This is a genomic window from Klenkia terrae (genome assembly GCF_900491935.1).
GTDB lineage: Bacteria > Actinomycetota > Actinomycetes > Mycobacteriales > Geodermatophilaceae > Klenkia > Klenkia terrae.
Window position 1 is genome coordinate 786,257 of the sequence record NZ_UEXK01000004.1, and the last position, 20,414, is coordinate 806,670.

Annotated in this window: 20 protein-coding genes and 2 pseudogenes; 9 read left to right on the forward strand and 13 right to left on the reverse strand. The window is 72.5% G+C overall.

The annotated features are described in order from the left end of the window. Positions 1-9 precede the first annotated feature (9 nt). The 3 genes from LFA75_RS04040 to LFA75_RS04050 are packed head-to-tail and all read left to right on the forward strand — an operon-like array spanning position 10 to position 1,909. Positions 10-462, forward strand: a complete 453-nt coding sequence (locus LFA75_RS04040) for a cytochrome c-type biogenesis protein (RefSeq protein ID WP_225232410.1) — start codon at positions 10-12, stop codon at positions 460-462. Beyond that, positions 459-1,277, forward strand: coding sequence for a tetratricopeptide repeat protein (locus LFA75_RS04045; RefSeq protein ID WP_225232411.1), 819 nt, complete (start codon positions 459-461; stop codon positions 1,275-1,277). The genes LFA75_RS04040 and LFA75_RS04045 overlap by 4 nt, the downstream gene beginning before the upstream one ends. A gap of 50 nt (positions 1,278-1,327) precedes the next feature. After that, entirely contained in the window at positions 1,328-1,909 is a 582-nt protein-coding gene (locus tag LFA75_RS04050; RefSeq protein WP_225232412.1) for a TlpA family protein disulfide reductase, read from the forward strand. A gap of 7 nt (positions 1,910-1,916) precedes the next feature. On the opposite strand, the gene LFA75_RS04055 is transcribed toward LFA75_RS04050, so the two are convergent. The 3 genes and pseudogenes from LFA75_RS04055 to LFA75_RS23990 all read right to left on the reverse strand — a co-directional run. After that, positions 1,917-2,864, reverse strand: coding sequence for a sensor histidine kinase (locus tag LFA75_RS04055; RefSeq protein WP_225236123.1), 948 nt, complete (start codon positions 2,862-2,864; stop codon positions 1,917-1,919). A 105-nt stretch (positions 2,865-2,969) separates the two neighbouring features. Further along, a pseudogene (locus LFA75_RS23985) lies at positions 2,970-3,251 on the reverse strand (histidine kinase dimerization/phospho-acceptor domain-containing protein); the annotation flags it as partial. Then, positions 3,158-3,370 (reverse strand): annotated as a pseudogene (locus LFA75_RS23990) (HAMP domain-containing protein); the annotation flags it as partial. The pseudogenes LFA75_RS23990 and LFA75_RS23985, both read right to left, overlap by 94 nt. Before the next feature lie 127 nt (positions 3,371-3,497). On the opposite strand from LFA75_RS23990, the gene LFA75_RS04070 reads away from it, so the two are divergent. Then, on the forward strand, positions 3,498-3,911 hold the full coding sequence (locus tag LFA75_RS04070) for a rhodanese-like domain-containing protein (protein WP_225232413.1): 414 nt from the start codon (positions 3,498-3,500) through the stop codon (positions 3,909-3,911). Positions 3,912-3,925: 14 nt separating this feature from the next. Here the strand turns inward: LFA75_RS04070 and LFA75_RS04075 are convergent, their stop codons facing one another. Continuing rightward, on the reverse strand, positions 3,926-4,831 hold the full coding sequence (locus tag LFA75_RS04075) for a prolipoprotein diacylglyceryl transferase (protein WP_225232414.1): 906 nt from the start codon (positions 4,829-4,831) through the stop codon (positions 3,926-3,928). A gap of 699 nt (positions 4,832-5,530) precedes the next feature. Further along, a complete protein-coding gene (locus LFA75_RS04080; protein WP_225232415.1) occupies positions 5,531-6,850 on the reverse strand; it encodes a multicopper oxidase family protein in 1,320 nt (439 codons plus the stop codon). A gap of 401 nt (positions 6,851-7,251) precedes the next feature. On the opposite strand from LFA75_RS04080, the gene LFA75_RS04085 reads away from it, so the two are divergent. After that, entirely contained in the window at positions 7,252-7,902 is a 651-nt protein-coding gene (locus LFA75_RS04085; RefSeq protein WP_225232416.1) for a TlpA family protein disulfide reductase, read from the forward strand. 242 nt (positions 7,903-8,144) lie between these two features. On the opposite strand, the gene LFA75_RS04090 is transcribed toward LFA75_RS04085, so the two are convergent. The 5 genes from LFA75_RS04090 to LFA75_RS23775 all read right to left on the reverse strand — a co-directional run bounded on the left by LFA75_RS04090 (position 8,145) and on the right by LFA75_RS23775 (position 11,724). Continuing rightward, entirely contained in the window at positions 8,145-8,819 is a 675-nt protein-coding gene (locus tag LFA75_RS04090) for a class I SAM-dependent methyltransferase (RefSeq protein ID WP_225232417.1), read from the reverse strand. 8 nt (positions 8,820-8,827) lie between these two features. Next, complete coding sequence (locus LFA75_RS04095) at positions 8,828-9,079, reverse strand: hypothetical protein (protein ID WP_225232418.1); 252 nt, start codon at positions 9,077-9,079, stop codon at positions 8,828-8,830. Further along, positions 9,076-9,699, reverse strand: coding sequence for a M23 family metallopeptidase (locus LFA75_RS04100; protein ID WP_225232419.1), 624 nt, complete (start codon positions 9,697-9,699; stop codon positions 9,076-9,078). Before LFA75_RS04100 ends, LFA75_RS04095 begins: the two co-directional genes overlap by 4 nt. Positions 9,700-10,420: 721 nt before the next feature. Then, positions 10,421-11,386, reverse strand: coding sequence for a cation diffusion facilitator family transporter (locus LFA75_RS04105; protein WP_225232420.1), 966 nt, complete (start codon positions 11,384-11,386; stop codon positions 10,421-10,423). Then, positions 11,383-11,724: an ArsR/SmtB family transcription factor gene (locus LFA75_RS23775; protein WP_318249960.1), complete on the reverse strand. Its 342-nt coding sequence runs from the start codon at positions 11,722-11,724 to the stop codon at positions 11,383-11,385. The genes LFA75_RS04105 and LFA75_RS23775 overlap by 4 nt, the downstream gene beginning before the upstream one ends. A 229-nt stretch (positions 11,725-11,953) precedes the next feature. On the opposite strand from LFA75_RS23775, the gene LFA75_RS04115 reads away from it, so the two are divergent. The 3 genes from LFA75_RS04115 to LFA75_RS04125 all read left to right on the forward strand — a co-directional run bounded on the left by LFA75_RS04115 (position 11,954) and on the right by LFA75_RS04125 (position 15,875). Next, entirely contained in the window at positions 11,954-12,691 is a 738-nt protein-coding gene (locus LFA75_RS04115; protein WP_225232421.1) for a ZIP family metal transporter, read from the forward strand. A 466-nt stretch (positions 12,692-13,157) separates the two neighbouring features. Beyond that, positions 13,158-14,696 carry an apolipoprotein N-acyltransferase gene (gene lnt, locus LFA75_RS04120; protein ID WP_225232422.1) on the forward strand — a complete coding sequence of 513 codons (1,539 nt, stop codon included), beginning with the start codon at positions 13,158-13,160 and terminating at the stop codon, positions 14,694-14,696. 291 nt (positions 14,697-14,987) lie between these two features. Then, entirely contained in the window at positions 14,988-15,875 is an 888-nt protein-coding gene (locus tag LFA75_RS04125) for a cytochrome c oxidase assembly protein (RefSeq protein ID WP_225232423.1), read from the forward strand. A 25-nt stretch (positions 15,876-15,900) separates the two neighbouring features. Here the strand turns inward: LFA75_RS04125 and LFA75_RS04130 are convergent, their stop codons facing one another. Further along, entirely contained in the window at positions 15,901-16,929 is a 1,029-nt protein-coding gene (locus LFA75_RS04130) for a sigma-70 family RNA polymerase sigma factor (RefSeq protein WP_225232424.1), read from the reverse strand. A gap of 13 nt (positions 16,930-16,942) precedes the next feature. Next, positions 16,943-18,436: a hypothetical protein gene (locus LFA75_RS04135; RefSeq protein ID WP_225232425.1), complete on the reverse strand. Its 1,494-nt coding sequence runs from the start codon at positions 18,434-18,436 to the stop codon at positions 16,943-16,945. Between the two features lie 137 nt (positions 18,437-18,573). On the opposite strand from LFA75_RS04135, the gene LFA75_RS04140 reads away from it, so the two are divergent. Continuing rightward, positions 18,574-19,839: a GNAT family N-acetyltransferase gene (locus LFA75_RS04140; RefSeq protein WP_225232426.1), complete on the forward strand. Its 1,266-nt coding sequence runs from the start codon at positions 18,574-18,576 to the stop codon at positions 19,837-19,839. 19 nt (positions 19,840-19,858) lie between these two features. On the opposite strand, the gene LFA75_RS04145 is transcribed toward LFA75_RS04140, so the two are convergent. Beyond that, complete coding sequence (locus LFA75_RS04145) at positions 19,859-20,413, reverse strand: hypothetical protein (protein ID WP_225232427.1); 555 nt, start codon at positions 20,411-20,413, stop codon at positions 19,859-19,861. Position 20,414: the final 1 nt, after the last annotated feature.

The window sequence follows — 20,414 nt, forward strand, 5'->3', positions numbered from 1 at the left end:
CGCGCAGGTGTGCTGGGCGCGATCGTCGCTCTCCTCGGTGTCGTGGTGGCCGGCCTGGTGTTCGGGAGCGGTCAGCCCCCCGACCGGGCGTACGAGCTAGAGCAGCGACTGCGCTGCCCGGTCTGCAAGTCGGTGTCCATCGCCGAGTCCATGTCGGACACGGCCGTGGCCATGCGGGCCACCGTCAGCGAGCAGGTCGATGCTGGGCGCTCTGATCAAGAGATCGTCGCGTACTTCACCGCGCGCTACGGCGACTGGATCCTCCTCGACCCGCCGGCGGGCGGTGACACACTGTTGCTGTGGTTGATCCCACTGGGGGTCGCGGCGGTCGCGGGCGTGGTGGTCCTCACCCGCCGACGACCTGCGGACGAGCAGGGGCAGCTGGACGACGCCGACCGGCAGCGGGTCACCGAGGCCGTCGCCGGAATGCGAGCCACCGCCGAGGAGGAGGACCGACTGTGACGGTCGACCGGTTGCGCCTGGAACAAGGGCGGGATCAGGCATTGCGCGATCTGCTCGACCTGGAGCGGCAGGTCCGCGACGGTGAACTCCCTGCCGATGTCGCCGACGGGTTGCGGCAGACCTACGAGCGGACCGCAGCCAGGGCACTCGCCCTGCTGGCCGCCCCGACGCCCGACGAGGTGGGCGCCACCTCGGTGACCGACCGGTCGTCCCGGCGGGGGCGGTTGGTTGCGTACGGCCTCGCCGTCGCCGTCGCGCTGTTCGCTGCGGTCGTGCTGCTCCCCGTCTATCTCGGGGAGCGGCCGACCGGCGGGACCGTGAGCGGCAACGAGGCACTCGGCCCGGTCGCATCTGGCGCTGATGAGGACACCGCCCCGCGGGACCTGTCCACGGTCACCAACGAGGAGATGGAGGACGTCGTCGCGCAGAAACCCGACGTGCTCGACATGCGCTTGGCACTGGCTCATCGCTACCTCGACGAGGGCGACTACCTCGCTGCCGCCCGCCATTACCTGGTCGCACTGGATCGCGAGCCCCGCAACGTCGAGGCGCAGTCACACTACGGATGGCTGCTGATGCAGGCCGGCGAGCCGGATCAGGCCTTGGAGTACGTCGACCGGGCACTCGCCCAGGACCCGCGGGCGGTGGAGGCTCTCTGGTTCAGGGCCAACATCGCGCTCTACGGCCTGTCCGATCCGGCCGGTGCGCTCACCGTGCTCGAGCAGCTCCAGCAGCGGACCGACATCGAGCCGGCAACCCGGAGTCAGGTGGAGACATTGATCGCCGAGGCCCGCGCCCAGGCCGGTAGCGGATGACGCCACCCCCACTCTCCCGCCAGCAAGATTCTTGGCGGAGGGTTCGGCTCGTGGCCCTGTCCGTCGTCGCTCTGGTGATCGGCGTGGCCGCAGTGCTGGGCAGCCGCATCCAGCAGGACCCGACCCTGGTGGACAGCCCGTTGATCGGTCGGGCCGCCGCGGATCTGACCCTCCCCGACCTCGAGGGGTCCGGTGCGGTGTCCTTGTCCGAGCTGCGCGGCCAGATCGTCGTCGTCAACTTCTGGGCCTCCTGGTGCGTGCCCTGTCGCAACGAACACCCGGTCCTCGTTGCCGCCAACGATGCCTACGCAGATGCCGGGGTCACCTTCGTCGGCGTCGACTTCCAGGACCGGCGAGAATCCGCCGTGGCGTTCCTCGACGAGCTGGGCCGCGGCGAGGGATATCGGTACGTCGCGGACCCCGGCTCTCGGGCGGCCCTCGAGTTCGGCGTCTACGGCGTACCGGAGACGTTCTTCATCGACCGCACCGGGACGATCGTCGCCAAGATCACCGGCGAGATGGACAGCCAGCTGCTGGCCGAGGTGCTGGACGCTATTCTCGCCGGACGCGAGCCCCGCTCGTCGACAGGGGGAACGGTCCAACCGGGCCCCGGGCAGGATCCGATCGGCTGAGCGTCGGTCAGCGGGCACTAGGTACGGGCAGGCTCGACTCGACCTCGGTCGGCGCGTGGACGGGCGCCGGCGTCCGGGACAACCCCACGGCCCGCCCGAGGGTGATCGCGAACACGAGGAGCTCGATCGCCGCGATTCGCCAGAAGGCGCCGGCTTGCCCGGATTCGGGCGCCCAAGGGCCCGGCGGCGGTGCCACCACGCACCGAACGCAGTGTGCCCGACGACGGCCACCAGCGCGAGGAACGAGACCTGCGAGAAGTCCGTGTTGAGGACCTCCACCAGGAGGACCGGCAGCAGGAGAACCGCGGACTCGCCCCACGGCACAGCCGGCCAGGTCGCCCGCGGCGGCCAGGTCGCCGGCCAACCGAGCGGCCGGCAGCAGCCAGGGCACCCACTCGTCTAGGGCCGCATGTCCGCTGTCGGGAACCCGCGCGACCGACTCGACGGCGACCACCACCGCGATGCACACCGAGCCGGCAAGCAGGACCGCGACCCAGGAGAGCGGTCCGTGCCGCTGCGCCCTCGTGCCCGCTTCCCTCGATCCGCGCGGCACCGTGGCGGCATCGTCCTCGACGGCGCGTCCGGGCGACCCGACCGGGGCGCCCCCCCAACAGGCGTTGGCGGCCTCGACGGCACCATCGTTGGCGGCCGAACCCCTGCCGCGGAAGTACCGGTCGAAGACGCGGGGCAGCTCGCCGTCCGAGATTCCGGGGACGCCGTCCCCGTCGGTCAGCCGCACCGAGTCGGCGACGACGTCGGTGGTGACCGCCACGCGACCACCCACCGGGATGAACTTCACCGCGTTGGTCAGCAGGTTGGTGCCCACCTGCGCCAACCTGGTCGGGTCGCCGCACACCGGCGCGGGGGCCAGCCGCAGACCCAGAGCCGGCCCCGCGTCGGTGAGGCGCGGCCCGAGGCCGCGCACGACCGACCGGACGACGTCGGCGACGTCCACGGGCGCCCGCTCCGGGGAGAACGACACCGCCTCCGCGGTGGTCGACGTCTCGAGATCCGCGACGAGGTGGCCCAGGCACAGGCTCTCCTCGTGCAGGGAGGCGACGAGCGCCGGGGTGAGGTCCAGGACGCCGTCCTGGACGGCTTCAAGCTGGCTGCGCAGAATCGCGACCGGCGTCCGCAGTTCGTGGGCGACGTCCGCGGCGAAAGACTGCCGGAGCGCCTCCTGCCGTGGGCGGACTCGGCGAGCTCGTCGAAGGCCTGGCCCAGCTGGGCCACCTCGTCCCGCCCGGTGATCGCGGCACGGCGGTCGCGGTTGCCAGCACGCAGATCCCGAGCGGCGGCGGTCAGCTCCTCCACCGGCCGGGTGACCCGGCCGGCGAGCCACAGTCCGAGTGTGGAGGCCACCACGGCGACCACCACGCCCCCGGCAAGCAGCAGCCGGTTCACGCCGGTACGGAACTGCTGGTCGGCCACCGGGATGCTGCCCTCGGGAGTGGTGTCCACCAAGGTGGTGTACGACGGCCACTCCGCATGCCGGCGGTGACGAACATGTGAAGGTTGCCCCGCCTTCGACGACGTACCTCGGGGTCAGGTCCCGCAGGACCAGCCGCCCCCGTTCTCCGTGACGGTCGTGGCGATCGGCCTGGCGACCGCGGCCTGCGCCGGGGTCGAGCCGTCCACCACGACCGCCGGATCCGATTCGGCTGCAGCGGCGGACGCCGCGACGGTCATATCACTGCGGCCAGCGGACTTCGCCACCGTCCTCGCCGATGACGACGTGCTGGTCATCAATGTGCACGTGCCGGACGAGGGCTCGATCGCGGGTACGGACGTCGCCATCCCGTTCGACGAGGTCCGTCGCCGATCCGCGGAGCTGCCGCAGGACCTGGGCGCCCCGCTGGCGGTGTACTGCGAGAGCGGCCGCATGAGCGCGCAGGCGGCCGCCGACCTGCGGGACCTCGGATACACCGACGTCGTCGAGCTGCACGGCGGGATGGGCGCCTGGGCCGCCGGCGGCCGGGTGCTGCTCCCGGCCGCCGGCTGAGTCCATCCCTCGCTTCAACTGACCAGCAGGCCGACGACCGACGCCACCAGCACCAGCCCGGTGACCATCGCGGTGATGACCCGGCCGTTCGCCGTCTTCCGCGGGACAACCCGGAGCGGGAACAGCACCTGGCGGCCGAGTGTGTAGGCCGACAGCCCGGCGAGGAAGAGCAGTCCGTCGACGGCCGGGTCCAGCAGGAGCACGGCGAGCAGGGTCAGAGTGGCGACGGTGCCCGCCATGGCGGACTCGAACAGCTGCACCGGGACCCGGCGTACGCCGACCCCCCGGTCGGAGGACCAGATCCCCCACCGCGACGCGGTCGGCAGTCCGACGCAGCAGCCGCCGAAGAAGCAGCCCAGCCGGCCGATGGTCATCCCGAGCAGGAGACCCGGTGCGGTGACGTCGAGCATGGCACCCACCGCGATGCCCGCCACCCATCCGGCCAGCACGAGGACGGAGACCGCAGCCATGACGAATCCCTGCACCGACATGCCGGCGGTCAAGGTCCGCTTCTTCTCCGCACGGTGTGTCTGCAGGTAGTAGACCTTGGCGCCCACCAGCCCCACGAGACCCGCCAGCAAGGACACGAGCAGGATGCGGCCGACGGGGAGGTCCCGCTGCACCCCCAGGACCCACTGGAGGATCACGGCGGCCACGAAGCCCAGGCCGACGAGAGCGGGCCACGCGCCGATCCGGACACCGGGTGCACGGACGTTCACCACGGGCAGGAAGGCCGTCGCCCCGGAGGACGACCCCTGGGGCATCGGGATCGGTGGGGGCGGCTGGGCCGGCGACCCGTCCGCGCCCGTCAGCACGACCGGCGTGGCGGTGACTTCCCACGTCCCCGCGGAGAGTTCGGGGACCCGGCTGGTCAGCGCCACCCGGCCGCTACCGGGTACAACTCGCTGGATCGTCCGCACGGTTTCGAAGGTGGTCTTTCCTCCTCCATTCCCTTCACCGGACACCCGGCGTCCCGTGAAGCGGACACTCACCGGATACGCGTCGCCCGCCGGTGCGGCGTCGAACCAGTACGTCATTCCCAGGCCCTGCGGCTCCATGCCCTCGACCTGGGAGCAGTTCCACGACATGACCTGGACCGGACCATCTGGCATGTCCCCGGCCAGGAAAGGTGGGCGAGCCGGAGCCAAGGACGGCGCGGTTGCAACGGCCGTCCCACCCCCCGGTTCCGTCCCTCCGGCGGGAGCTGCGACGGGCGACGGCACGCCCGCGCGCGGCGGAGCGGGCGCCTTCGCCACCGGTGCGGCAGCGGGCCGGGGGGCGGCCCCCCGCCCGGTACCCGGCTGCACTCTGAGGGACCCCGCCGCCGTCCGCGACGGAGGAAAGGCCCGGGACGGCGGCATCGGTATCGGTGGCCGGAACGCGCTCAGCGGAGAGGCAGCGCCTGCCGGCGCCTGGGTGGCCGGGTCGCTGCTCCTAGCTGGTGCGGCCTGGCCATGCACCCCGTGCACAAGGCCTCCGTCCCCCGCGGGAGGAGCGCCCATCGCCGATGCGCCGCCCTTCCTTGAAGGGGTGCGCTTCTTGTTGCGCGAGGACTTCGCCGACATCGGAGTCACCTTCGGTAGCAGCGGTCAGGAGAAGACGGAAGGGACTACTCGTGCTCACGCGACGTAGGAGACGACGGTCATCATCCCCAGTTCGCCGTGGTAGACGTTGTGGCAGTGGACCAGCCACTGGCCCGGGTTGTCGGCCTCGAAATCAACCGAGAGCTTCTGACCGGGCAGCACGTTGATCGTGTCCTTGCGCAGCCCGCGGCCGGCGCGGTCGGCCACGGCGAAGGTGTGCCCGTGCAGGTGCATGGGGTGGAACATCATCGACTGGTTGCTCATCACCAGCCGCACCCGCTCCCCGGCTCGGATGTCCAGCGGATCGTGGTCCGGGAACGCCTTGCCGTTGATCAGCCAGCGCCGTCCGCCATCCGCCATCTCGAGCAGCAGCTCCACGGTCCGGTCCGGGCGCCGGGCCGGCAGGGTCACTCCCTCGGTCGGTGCGAGGTCGGCGTAGCTCAGCAGCCCGCCGCCCAGTTCGGCCGGGCGCGTGTCAGCTGTTGGCGCGTCGCCGGACGCCGTCCGCAGGACGGCGAAGCCGGCGGCGTCGTCCTTGCCCTCGGGAACCGCCACGATCGGGAACGCACCGTCGCCGGCCGTGACGACGACGTCGTACCGCTCCCCCATACCGATGATCAACGTGTCGACCTCGACGGGGCGAACCGGAAACCCGTCGGAGTGCGTAACGGTCATACGGTGGCCGCCGATGGCGAACCGGTAGGCGGTGTCCCCTGCGGAGTTGACCATGCGGAACCGGACGCGCCGCCCGGGAGCCGATGCGACGGTGAACGGCGCTGAAGCCAGGCGACCGTTGATCAGATGTCCGGGGTAGGCGACGTCGCCGGTGTCGTCCCCCAGCGGGTTCGCCGGGTCGACCGCCATGCCGCCCATGGACATGCCGCCCATGCTCATGCCCGTGCGCCGCAGCCCGGCCAGGACATCGTCCGGGCCGGGGCCCAGTCCGTCGGTCCAGTCATCGAGGACGAGGACGACCTCCTCGTCGTAGTCGCCCGGCTCCGTCGGGTCCTCGATGATCAGCGGAGCCTGCAGCCCCCTGTCGAGCTGGACACCGACGTGCGGGTGGAAGAAATAGCTGCCGGGGTGCGGCAGGACGAAGCGGTACTCGAAGGTTTCTCCGGGCGCCACCACCGGTTGCGTCACCTCGGGGACGCCGTCCATGTCGTTGCGCAGCGCGAGGCCGTGCCAATGGACGGTGGTGGGTTCGGGCAGGTCATTGATGAGCCTGACCCGCAGCTCGTCACCGACCTTGGCGCGGATCTCCTGACCCGGCACCGTGCCGTCGTACGCCCACGTCTGCACGGTGGCCCCGCCGAGGTCCACGGTCGCGGGCGCAGCCCGCAGCGTGCGACGCACGACCTGCCCGGTGGTCGCGCGGGCCGCCTCCGCCTCAGCGACTGCGGCCGACGACGGACCCACTGGCGACACGACCGCTCGTGGGCCGTCGCCCAAGAGCCGCACGCCCGCAAGGCCGCCTCCCAGTGCGATGGCACCGGCACCGCCGAGTTGGAGGAAGCGCCGCCGGCTCACTCCGGTTGCGGCAGAACTCCACCGGCCAGTCGGGTGCGACATGCCTTCCTTCCCTTGCTCAGTGGGAGTCCGCAGGAGCCGCCGCTCCCACCGATCGGACGCTCCGCCGCGTGCAGAGTTATATACTACGACAAATAGTACGTTGTGTCGTAGTTGGTCCTCATGGCGTCCACCGTGGGATGTGTCCGCCCGGCTTCGTAGGCTGGCCGGGGGCGCGAGGTGGACCGATGGACGACACCACCAGTTGTGGAGGCCGGATGACGTCGCGCTGCGCCACAGGAACCCGGTTACGCCGTTCGGCCGGCGTGCTGGTGGCCGTCCTGGCCCTGAGCGGCTGCGGCGCTGCCGCGCCGTCGTCGGGCAACACCGAGCCCACCGCGGTCGCCGTCCCCGGCGACGTGGCCGGGTGCGATTCCTTCGCCGCCGACGGCCAGGGAGCGCCAAGGGGGAACACGCTCCCAACCCTGACCTTGCCGTGCCTGGTGCCCGGCGGGGACGTCGCACTCGACGACCTCGGCGACCGGCCGGTCCTGGTCAACCTGTGGGCCAGCTGGTGTTCGCCCTGCCGGGAGGAGATGCCCCTGCTGCAGGACGTGTACGAACGCTACGGCAGCCGGGTCGGCGTCCTCGGCGTGAACACGGAGGACACACCGTCGGCCGCGGCCTCACTGCTCGCCGACCTCGACGTGACCTACGCGCACGTCGTCGACCGGGACAAGAGACTGCTGAACGAGCTTGGCGTGCCCGGCCTGCCGGTGACCTTGGCCGTCGCGGCCGATGGGCGGATCCTGGACCGGCAGGTCGGTCAGGCATCGGCCGAGCGCCTCGAGGAGATGATCTCCCTGCTGGTGACGGATGCCGCCACCTCCCCACCGTGACCGCGGTCGGCGGTCCTACCTGCGCGTCTCCCGCAGGCGACTGCCACGACCGCCGAGGACGGGCGCCCACCCTGGGCAGCATGTGCCGACCCGAATGTGATGGAGACGTGGAACCAGGGACGGGACAGTGCGCCTGGGGCCAACCGGCCGACCACCGGGTGAGGGTGCGGGCGAAGACGATCAGGCGAGCCTCGGCGTGCACCGCCAGTACGACACAGATGGACTACCTGAACGACCGAGGGTCAGCTGATGGTGGCCAGCAACCAGGTGACAGCTGGGTCGTCAGGTGGATGAATGGCGAGTCCGGCGGCTCGAGCCTCGAGCTGAAGGTCCCGCAGCAAGATTCTCCGTGTGGTGAAGCCGTGCGTCCAGGCTGTGCCGCGGAAGACATATCTGACGACCGCATCCAGCAGGGCGCCGTCCTCGCGCACGGCGGACACCGCAACCTGGATGTTCATGTCACCGAGGGCTTCGTCCCACACATCCCCCGCGCTGAGGGAGTCGAACCAGACGGGCGGGTGCCACTGGACCAGAGCTCGCCCGCCCGCGGCGAGGTGGCGTGCGACGGTGAGGAGCAACTGGTGTCGACGTCGTTCGCAGGGATTGTTGATCAGGTGACTGGCCAGCACCACGACGTCGAAGGTCGTCGGGAGATCAAGGTGCTCGATGCGGCTTCGAACCGTCCTGGCATGGGTGACGTGGGTCAGCATCTCGGCGGAGTCATCGACTGCGACGACGCGGTGCCCCAGAAGACTCAACGGATCGGCGAGCCGTCCTGCACCGGCCCCGAGGTCGAGGATGGTGGCACCTTCCCCTGCGACGAGGTGGATGACGTGGAGGTCTTCACCGACCGGGAGCCGGCGATACACCTCGACGGCGCAGCCGTCGTCGGTGTACGCCCCCGGTCCGTTCGCCATGGATCCCGTCACGGTCGACCAGCAACTCCTACGGTGACTGCATCCTCGGTGCGCGCCACGGAGGTGAGCTCCGGCTGGACGGTGCGCGGGCCGCTGCCGGCCTGGATGTGCGGGATGCCGTCGACGAGCGGCCCCACCTGGACGGCATGCAGCGCAAGGCTGAGCCCGACGACGGTACCGTCGGTCGGTGCGTAGCCGGCCATGAAGATGGAGGACATCGCGACGGTCTCGTCCTCGCTCTTCTCCGAAGCCGTCGTCACACGCTGACGCCGCGCTCGGCCAACCATCGGACGGGATCCATCCGCGGACCATTCATCCCGCCCTGCTGTAGCTCAACATGCAGGTGCGGCCCGGTGGACTGACCACGGTTCCCGACGAGCGCGATCGGGTCTCCCGCGGAGACGACATCCCCGGTTGCCACCTGGACGGAGTCCATGTGCCGATAGACGGTCACATCTCCATTCTCGTGCTGGATGTAGACCGCGAGCCCGAAACCCGTTGCGGGCCCAGCCCGGAGCACCACTCCGTCCGCGGCTGCCACCTCCTGGGTGAACATGGGTGCGGCGATGTCCATGCCCGCGTGCATTGTTCCCCAACGGGATCCGTATGCACTGGTCACCACCCCGAGGAAGGGCATGACCGCGGCCGACCGTTCGAGCTCTTCGCGGGTGCGCCGGCTGGCTGCCACCTCTTCCAGCCGCAGGCGTGCCTGCTCAAGAGTGATCTGGGCCTGGGCGAGCAGATCGGTACCCGCGTCGGGCCCCTCCGCGAAGGAGACAGCGACGTCCTGGCTCTCGGCGAACGAGCTGCCCCCAGCTGTGTCAGGGGGCGTGAAGACTTGAGTGGCTACCGCTCCCCCAAGGACGAGGGCGGCGAGCAAGGCAGCCGGACGACGTGCGGGCGGTCGCCGTCCGTAGGCGGTCATCGAAGTGGCCGGCATGGAGGCTGCTCGGTGACCAGCGCTCATCAGCTGTACCTGCTCGGCTGTTCAGCCCTCAACGCGACCCTTCCGCTACTACGACGGGTAGGAGCTTAGGGCCATCGAGCAGTGGAGGACCTCGACACGCTGGCGACAGGGCCCTATTGCCCGGTGACCCGGCGGCCCGCCCCCCACGCCGACACCCCCGACGTCCACAGGTCGACCGTTCCCGCTTCAATGATCATTGTGCGATGACGCCCCACGTGGGGGATCGACACGATGTAGCTCCGCCGCAGAGCACGAGGCCGAGGCGGTTTCCCTCGGAATCGACGACGGCCAGCCGATCCCTGTGCGAGAAGGCCGAACTGTCTGTGGTGCAGCACAAGCTCTGCTAGCGCTGCACCGAGTTCGCGCGCGGTCGGGCGACGTCCATCAAGTCGGCGCCTGCGATCCCGGCCTGCGCCGGCTCGCGGTGCGGCGGCGCACCGAGCTGGATCGCACGGTTGCGCGCTCCGGCCGGACGGTGCCCGAAGTCGCGGGCACCCATCGGGTGGGCTGGCGACCGCCCACGCGGCGTCAGTCGATCACGTCACCCCGGCAATGGCTGCGCCGCCGGTGACGGTGCGCCTGCTCGACACCCACGACACCCGCCACGGCACCCCCGCCAGCGCCTGCTGGACCATCAGAAGCCCGCCGGTTGCTCGACGTGCTCCTCCGGCTCCAACTGGATGGTCGGGTGGGTGACCCCGTACTTCTCCATGAGGATCGACCGGGTCCGGTCGAGGATGCCGTGCCAGTCGACGCCGCGGTCGTCGACCACGATGTGCACGGTGGCCGCTTCCATCCCGCTGGTCAGCGTCCATATGTGCAGGTCGTGGACCTCCTTGACCCCGGGCACACCCGCCAGTTCCCTGGTGGCGGCGTCGACGTCCACCCCGGGCGGGGCGACCTCCATCAGGATGCGCAGGGCCTGGCGCATCAGTTGCCAGGTCCGCGGCAGGATGAACAGTCCGATGGCGACGCCGACGATGGTGTCGACCTGGCGGAAGCCGGTCACGGCGATGACGATGGCACCGACGATGACACCGACGGAGCCGAGCATGTCGGCCATCACCTCGAGGTAGGCGCCCTTCAGGTTGAGGCTTTCCTTGGACCCGGCCATGAGCAGCCGGAAGGAGATGAGGTTCACGATCAGTCCGACGGCCGCCACGATGAGCATCGGCACCCCCAGAACCTCCGACGGCTCCTGGAACCGGCGATACGCCTCGAAGAGCACGTAGAAGGCGACGCCGAACAGCAACAGTCCGTTGATGACCGCCGCCAGCACCTCCAGCCGGTAGGTGCCGTACGTGCGGCCTCCGGCAGCCGGCCGCTTGGCCAGCTGGATCGCTGCCAACGCCAGCCCGAGACCCAACGTGTCGGTGCCCATGTGGGCCGCATCGCTGATCAGCGCGAGCGAGCCACTGAGGACGCCACCGACGACCTCTACCAGGGCGTAGGTCGCGGTGAGCCCGAAGGCGATCGCCAGGGGCCGCTGGTGCTCGGCTCCGGCACTGCCGATCCGCGGCCCGTGCGAATGCCCCCCACCGCTGTCGTGCTCGTCCCCGTCGTCGTGGGCGTGGTCTGCGGCGTCGTCCGTGCGGCTCATCGTGCGTCTCCGTCGATGGTGCCCAGCGGGGTGGCGTGGGCATGGTGGGCGAGGGCCAGGTCCAGCAGCATCCGGACGTGGGCGTCGGCCAGCCGGTAGAAGGCCCGCCGGCCGCTCCGGCGCACCGCCACGACCCGGTGGGCCCGCAGCAGCCGCAGCGCGTGCGACACCCCGGATTCGCTCTGCCCGCACGCGTCCGCGAGATCGCACACGCACATCTCGCCGTCCAGCAAGGCGATCAGCAGCCGCAGCCGGCTGGCGTCGGCGAGCAGGCCGAAGGTGGCCCCCAGTTCCTCGACCGCCTCGGCATCGGGCAGGTCGGCCCGGACGGCCTCCACCCGGTCGGTGTCCCGTTCGTGGACGTGATCGCTGCCACCTGGATGGAGGCTCGCCCTCGCGGGGGCCACTTGTGAACGACTGCTCATATGTGCAGAGTTCGCCGAGGACAGCCGAGTTGTCAAGCGCCAGGGGTCACACGTCACCGCCAGCCCGTCGTCCGGGGTCCCTCGGTCAGCGGTTCCACCCGTCCGCCGGGCGCACCTGCCGGCGATGCGGCATGGTCCGGGCGTGGAGAGTGGCGCACTGCAACAAGCTGGCTTCCTGGTGCTGTTCCCGGTGCTGGCCACGGTCGCGGGAGCGGTACTGGCTGTCCTGCGCCCCCCGGGTCGACGCGCGACCAGCGTCATCCAGCACTTCGCCGCCGGCGTGGTGCTCGCTGCTGTCGCCGGCGAGGTGCTCCCCGACCTGCGCGAGCGCGGCGGCTACGGCATCACCGTCCTGGGCTTCGCCGCCGGGGTGGCACTCCTGCTGCTCGTGCAGCGCCTCGAGCCTGCGGACCAGCCGGCACCCGGCGGCGGCGGCCGCGCGGCGTTCCCCACCGGTCTCGTGGTCGTCGTCGGCATCGACCTGCTCGTGGACGGTCTGCTCGTCGGGGTCGGCGTGACGCTCGGCCAGGGCGCTGGGCTGGTCCTCACGGTCGCTCTCACCCTGGAGGTCCTCTTCCTCGGGCTGGCCGTCACCTCTCAGCTCACCCGGGCCGGTGTGGGTCGCGTGCGCGCAGCGGCGACCACGTCGGCCCTGTCCCTGGGGGTGGCGGTCGGCGCGGTCGCCGGAGCCGTGCTGCTGGACGGGGCGTCGGACGGAGCACAGGCTCTGGTCCTGGCGTTCGCCGCCGCGGCGCTCCTGTGGCTGGTGGTCGAGGAACTGCTCGTGGAGGCGCACGAGAGCGGCCGGGAGACCGCACTGATGACGACCATGTTCTTCGTGGGCTTCATCGCCCTCTACGGCCTGGAGACCCTGGCCTGACACCCACGTCGCCGGGTCCGTCGGGGCGCACGGGCGGTGCAGGTCGCGGCAGCGGTCATCTCGGCCGACTGCTCGGTCACCCGGGCGAGGACGGGTCGCGGGGTGCACCCCCGCAGCGCCGCCGACCCCGCCGACTCGTGCGCCCCACACCGTCACCGGGGCATGGACCTCGGCGTGGCGACGAGTCCGGGCGCAGCCCCGTCCCCGGCCACGGCGCCCGTCTCCTAGGCTGGGGCGTGTCCCCCACCCGGCCGGCCCGCACCGCACCGACGTCTCCCAGGCGCCCGAGGTCGACGGGCGTCACCGCTCCCGCAGACGCGGCGGCGGGGGTGCCGGACCCGGTTCGGGCACGTGCGCCGGTCTGCGGTGTCGCGGCGGTCGGCCGGCCCGACTCCCACCGGGTCCCGGTACCGGCCGACGCGCGGCCCGGCGAGGTCGCATCCCGGCGCTCCGTCGGCGCTGCGTCGTGACCCGCGACGAGCCCGCGCCGTCCCCCGCCGCGCAGCGCGAGGCCACGGCGGCCGACGGACGACGTGGTCGATGGCTGCCCGGCTGGCAGCAGCTGTCCGCGGGACTGGCCGCCGGAGCACTGCTGGCGGGCAGCATGCCGCCTCGGTCGGCGTGGTACCTGGCGCCGCTGGGCGCCGCTGCCCTCACCTGGGCGCTGCTCGGCCGGCCATGGCGACAGCGGTTGCTCCTGGGGATGGTGGCCGGGGTGGCCTTCTTCGCGCCGACGCTGTCCTGGCTCACCGACTTCCACCCGGCCGGCTTCGCGGCCGTCCTCGTGCTCGAGGTTGCCCTCTTCGCCGCGGCGATGCTGGTGGTGGATCCCGGCCGGGGGCGCTGGTGGACGGTCCCGGCGGCGTTCGTGGCGCTGGAGAGCGTGCGGGCCCGTTTTCCCTTCGGCGGCTTCCCCCTCCCGGGGACGGCCCTGGGCCAGGTGGACGGCCCCTTGGCGGCGGCCGCACCTCTCGGCGGATCCCTCCTCGTCGTCGGGCTCGCCATCGGCGCGGGTGCTGCTGCGACCGGCCTCGCCGTGGCCCACCAACGCGCCCGCGCACTGGTGCTGGTCGCGGCACTGGTGGCGCTCAGCGCGTCCGCCGTCGCGCTCGCAGCGCCGGACGACGCAGCCGCGGGCCACCTGCAGGTCGCCCTCGTGCAGGGCGGGGGACCCCGCGGCGTCCCTGCTGTCCAGTCCGACGAGCAGGCTGTGACCGAGCGGTTGTTCGACGTCAGCGAGGAGCTGCCCGCCGGCCTCGATCTCGTGCTCTGGCCGGAGAGCAGCATCCTGGTGACCGGTCCGGTGGCCGGCACGGCCGAGGCCGACCGGGTCGCGGCGCTCGCCCGGCGCACCGGCGCCACCGTCGTCGCCGGTGTCACCGAGTCCGGGGAGACGACCTTCCGCAACGCGGCCGTCGCCTGGGGACCCGACGGCCGCATCGTCGACCGCTACGAGAAGGTGCACCGGGTGCCCTTCGGGGAGTACATCCCGGCACGTGGTCTGTTCGAGCTCATCTCCGAGATGACCGCGCTCGTCCCGCGGGACGCGATCCCGGGCAGGGGTCCCGGATCGCTGGCCACCCCGGCGGGGGCGCTGGGGGTGGTCATCTCCTACGAGGTCTTCTTCTCCGACCGCGCCCGCGCCGCCGTCACCGCCGGCGGCCAGCTCCTGCTGGTCCCGACCAACGCTGCCTCGTACACGACGGAGGAGGTACCCGCGACCGAGGTTGCCGCTGCCCGGATGCGGGCCCGGGAGCTGGACCGCACGGTCCTGCAGGCGGCACCGACCGGTTACACCGCGATCGTGCTGCCCGACGGGAGGGTCGTCGCGCAGGGAGGGCTCGGGACACCGGAACTCCTCACCGGCGCCGTCCCGCTGCGCACCGGCCTGACCCCCTACGCCCGGACCGGCGACCTCCCGGTCCTGCTCGCCGTCGCCGCGGCGCTCCTGGTCGGACCGGCCGTGCGCTGGCTGCCGCGGCGACCGCGGCGCGGGCGACCATGAGTGTGCCGTTGCCCGGCGAGCTGGCCGTCCGGGGACGCCGCTGGCCGGGGCGGTCGCCTAAGCTCCTATCGTGCATAGGAGAGACCTGGAGCGGATCTACCTGGTCCACCTCATCCCTGCGGTGCCAGCGGCGCCGCTGAGCCACGGCGACGCGGGAGGGACCGCCCGGCCGACCGGGACGACCGACGCTGCTGCGCACCACGGACGGCGTGGTCGGCATCAGCACCACCGTCCGACCTGCTCCGGGGCCGTCTGATGTGGATGCCGGAGGCCGCACCGACGCTGGCCCGGATGCTGACACCGCACCTGGACCGGACGTCGGTCCTCCCGGCGATCGCCCTCGTGGCCCTCGTCGCCTACCTCCTCGGGGTGTGGACGTTGCGGCGCCGCGGGATGCGGTGGGCCTGGTACCGCACGGCGAGCTTCGTCACCGGCATCGGGACCGTCTGGCTGGTGACCGCCACGCAGATGGCGGGCTATGCGATGGCGCTGTTCTCGGTGCACATGGTGCAGAAGATGGTGCTGGGTGTGCTGTCGGCGGCGCTGATCATGCTGGGCGGACCGGTGAGCCTGGCGGTGCGGGCGCTCCCCCGCCGAGGTCGGGCGGTCTTCCTGCGAGCGGTGCTGCTGCGGACCCTGCGCAGCCGGGCGGCCCGGGTCATCGCGAACCCAGCTGTCTCCACCGCCCTGTTCATCGGGAGCCTGTACGGCATCTACTTCACCGAGCTCTTCGACGTGCTCATGCGCACGTGGCAGGGCAACCTCGTCATGCTCGTGTTCTTCCTGTCCAGCGGGTTGATCGCCTTCGGCGGCACGTTCGCCATCGGACCGTGGCCGCACCGGGCGTCGTTCCCGATGCGGCTGGTGGAGCTCGCTGCCCCGGGACCGCTCCACGCGTTCTTCGCGGTCATCGTCATGATGGCCAGCAGGCCGCTGGTGCACGCCTTCGCCTCCCCTCCGGCGGACTGGGACATCGACGTGATGACCGACCAGCTGGCGGCGGGCAACGTCGTCTGGGGCTTCGGGGAGGTGCCCACCATCCTGGCGTTCACGATCGTCTTCTGGCAGTGGGCCAGCTCGGAAGACCGTCGGAGCCCCACTGCCGACCGTCGTGTGGAGGCCGACCTGGAGGCCTACAACGCCCGTCTGGCCGAGCTCGCTCGCTCGCACCCGCGCTGAAGCACGGCCGACCGGTGGGCGGGCATCATCCGCGGAGCAGCTCTGCCGGCGGGGTCGGGGGCAGGCCGAAGAGGTCGAACAGGCCGGTGTCCAGGAACGACGTGATCCGGCTGATCTTCCCGTCGTGCACCTCCAGTGCCTGGAGGGCGAAGGGCGCCCAGCCACCGGAGCCGTCGGGCTTCCACTGCGCGAACGCCGTCGACCCGTTGAGCTCCACCGGCATCAGCACCGACCCCCGGCAGCCCGAGCCCGGCCCGACCATCCAGGCGACGACGTCCTCGGCCGAGCGCAGCCACATGGCGAACGGCGGCATGTCCTGGACGGCGTCGTCGTGCAGCAGCTTGACGAACGCAGCCATGTCGTAGCGCTGGAACGCGTCGACGTAGGCGGCGAGGAGCTCGGCCTGGTCGGCGTCGACCTCGCCGGGGCGGGCCTTGCCGTCGTGGCCGGCCAGCGTGGCCCGGGCCCGCTGCAGGGCGCTGTTCACCGCGGCCGTGGTGGTGTCCAGCAGGCCGGCCACCTCCTCGGCCCGCCAGCGCAGTACCTCCCGCAGCACCAGCACCGCCCGCTGCCGCGGCGGGAGCACCTGCAGCGCGGCCACGAACGCCAGCCGTACGGAGTCCTTCAGGACGGCGGCGTCGGCCGGGTCCCCGCCGAGCACCGTCCCGGTCAGGGCCGGCTCCACCCACGCGCCGTCGGGCAGGGTCTGCGCCAGCGAGGCCTCGACCGGCGCGTAGGGCTCGTCGGACATGTCCACCGGCAGGGCCCGGCGCTTGCGGCCGTCGAGCAGGTCCAGGCAGACGTTGGTCGCGATCCGGTAGAGCCACGAGCGCAGCGCCCCCGGGCCCTGCAGCTTGTCCAGCGAGCGCCACGCCCGGACCATCGTGTCCTGCACGGCGTCCTCGGCGTCGAACGAGGAGCCCAGCATCCGGTAGCAGTAGCCGGTCAGCTCCCGCCGGTGCTCGGCCATCCGGGCCTCGAGCTCGTCCCGGCCGACGGGCGCGGGCACGGCGGTGGCATCGAGCACGGCGGTGGGTTCGAGCAGCTCGGTCATGGCGGTCCTCAGCTCACTGGTAGGTGACGAGCTCCGGCAACGGGAGGGCCTGCGCGACGGTCTGCTCGGGGGTGAGCATCGGCTCGTCCTCGTCGATGAAGTTCTTCCAGCCCCAGTAGATCGGAGAAGGGGCCCCTTGGTGAAGGGCGTTCCACGTCCCCTGCTTCGCGGGCTGGCTGCCCTGCCCGTCCACGTGCACCATGATCGCCAGCTCCTCGCGGGAGGTGTCCAGCCGCTCGCGGTCGGTGATCATCCGCAGCTGGAACTGGTGCAGCACCAGCAGCTTCTGCGGCAGCGCGTTCGCCCGGGTCAGGTCGGCCAGCCAGGTGACGACCGAGTTGACCTCGTCGACGCCGACCGACCCGATCTGGTTCAGGTGGGTCTCGTCGGGCTGCAGCCGCCACTCCGGGTCCAGCGCCAGCCCGACGTAGGGCAGCTCGAGCAACGACTGGTACTGCTGCGCCTGGGTGAGGAAGTCGGTCCGCCCGGGCTGCAGGTCGAGGATCACGTAGAGCCCGGCGGCGCCGGCGGCCTCCACGTAGGGCCGCAGGGCCGCCGGGTCCGTCTCGGTCGAGTAGTTGCCGTCCGGTCCTGCCGACGCCGAGGCCACCGTCACGATGATCTCGAACGTGGGGACGACGGTCTTGTCCGGCAGCAGCGCGTCGTAGGGGGCGGCGAACTCGCCGGCCCGGGCGATCGACTCGTCCAGGCCCTGCTCGCCCAGGACGCCCAGCGCCGGGCCCTCGGGCGACCCGTACATGGCCACCAGGAAGTGCTCGGGGAACAGCAGCTGGCCCCCGCCGGGCAGCTGCGTGCCCGACGCGGCGGTCGCGGTCTTCCAGTCCAGCCCCTGCACGCCGGCGAACGCCGCGCCCAGCGCCAGCACGGCGGCCGGCGCCGCGCCGTCCAGGGCGGTCACGACGTCGGCGGAGGCTCGGGGGTCGGTCTGCCCGGCGGTGTCGACGACGGTGGCACCGGCCGCGCGGGCGGTCACCGCACCGGCGGCCGCCTCGGGGGCACCGCTGTCCAGGACGACGACGTCGGCCAGCGCCTCGGGCGCCGCCACCTCGGGCAGTTCCCCGCCGACGTCGACGACGTCCCGGTCGCCCAGCTCGCCGTCGGCGACGCCGGCGCCGTCGGCCAGCACCACCTGGTCGGCGCCCAGCCGGTCCAGCTCGTCCCGCACCGCGGCGGGGTCCTCGCCCACCAGCAGCAGCGGGACCCCCAGCTCCTGCGCGGCGTCCACGGCGTCGCCCGGCAGCGGGTCCTCGTCGGGGGCGACCGCGGCCACCGGGGAGGACTCGTACAGCGCCCGGCTGGTGGAGATCGCGGCGGCCACCGGGTCGGTGTCGGCGACCATCGTGACCGCGGCGCCCGGCGTGCTGGTCACCGGCTGCCCGGCCGCCGGTTCGGCCGCAGCCGGGTCGGACCCCCCGTCGGAGCCGGAGCAGGCCGAGAGCACGAGCAGCCCGGCGAGCGCGAGGACGGGGACGGGGGCGGAGCGCATGGACCTTCTCTCGTCGGGGCCCGCGTCGGTACGCAGGCCGTTCACGAGGCTAACGGCCCCGCGGCGGTCGCGTCGTCACCATCCGGTGACGACGGAGAGCGGTCGCCCCGGGAGCCGCCGACCGGTAGAGAGGAGGGGTGACCGCCTCCGTCCCGTCCGCCGACCCCGACCTCGTCGCCGCCCTCCGCCCGATCGAGGCCCCCGAGTGGCCGGCCTTCGGCCGGGCGATGAGGCGGGTCTTCGGCGAGGACCCCACCGGCCCCTACGTCGACGAGCCACGGCCGACCGCCGAGCTCGACCGGTCGCTGGCCCTGGTCGAGGACGGGTTCGTCGCGGCCACCGCCGGCATCTACAGCCTCGAGCTGACCGTGCCCGGCGGCGTCGTCCCGACCGCGGGCCTCACCTGGGTCACCGTCTCGCCCACCCACCGCCGGCGCGGTGTACTCACCGCGATCATGCGTCGGCAGCTCGACGAGGTGCACGCCGCCGGCCGCGAGCCGGTGGCCGCGCTGTGGGCCGCGGAGGGCGGCATCTACGGCCGGTTCGGCTACGCCCCGGCGGTGTGGCGCGGAAACCTCTCCCTGGACCCCTCGCGGGTCCGGCTGCGCGGCGACCTGCCGGTGTCCACCGGCCGGGTCACCATGACCGACCTGGACGGGTACCGCGCCGCCGCCGTCCCGCTCTACGACCGGCTGCGCCGCGAGGTGCCCGGCCACCTCGCCCGCGACGGCCGGTGGTGGGACCGCCGGCTGCGCGACGACAAGGACGACCGCGACGGCTGGACCGAGCGGCGCTACGCGCTGCACACGGCGGACGACGGCCAGGTCACCGGGTACGCCAGCTACCGGCAGAAGGAGAAGTGGTCCCTGCGGGACGACCCGCAGAGCCAGCTGCAGGTGGTGGACCTGGTCGCCGCCGACCCGGTGGTGCGGGTGGCGCTGTGGCGGTTCCTGCTCGGCCACGACCTGGTGCGCGAGCTGACCTCGTGGTCGCTGGGCGCCGAGGACCCGCTGCGCGCGATGGTCGCCGACCCCCGCTCGGTCACCACCACGCCCTCGGACGCCCTCTGGGTGCGCCTGGTCGACGTGGACCGCGCGCTGGCCGCCCGCCGCTACCCGGCGCCGATCGACCTGGTGCTGGAGGTGCGCGACCCGTTCTGCCCGTGGAACGACGGTCGCTGGCGGCTCACCGGCCACCCGGCCGGCGGGCACTGCGCCCGCACCGACCGCGACCCGGACTTCGTGCTGGGCATCGAGGAGCTGGGCGCCGCCTACCTGGGCGGTGTCTCGCTGGGCACGCTGCTGCGGGCCGGCCGGATCACCGAGGTCAGCCCCGGCGCGGTGGCGCTGGCCTCCACGTCGTTCTCCTGGCCGGTCGCCCCGCAGAGCCCCGACTCGTTCTGAGCCGCGGTCGGGGCACCCCTCAGGGTGCCGAGGCGTAGCGCCAGGACGTCGGCCGCGGGCGACCGGGCAGGTCGGCGCGGCCGGTGGCCCAGCGCAGCGTGGTGGCCGGGTCGGTGTCGGTCGGGGCGTCGGGGAACACCCGGGCCAGCGTCGCGACGACCACGTCGACCGGCGGGGACCAGCGCAGCCCGACCGCCTCGACGACGTCCCCGGTGTGCACGAGCACCTCGGCGCAGGCCATCGCGGCGAACCCGGCGGGGGCGGGCGAGCCGAAGGGGGGGAAGCCGCGCTCCCCCGGGTCGGCGGCGTCCAGCACCCGGGCCAGCACCTCGCCCCAGGTGGTCAGCCCGGTGACCAGGCGGCCGTAGCCGGCGTCGGGGTCGCGCTCGTAGCGGCCGGCGGTGAGGTCGACCCGGCCGAGCAGCAGGTCGTGGCCGTACCAGTGCAGGCACTCACCGATGTGCCAGACGACGCCGGCGACGTCGGTGTCCAGGACCGGCGCCGTGGGGTCCGGCACCCGGGACAGCACGGCGACGGCCTCGTCGACCGCCGTCCGGACGTCGTCGCCGCCCATC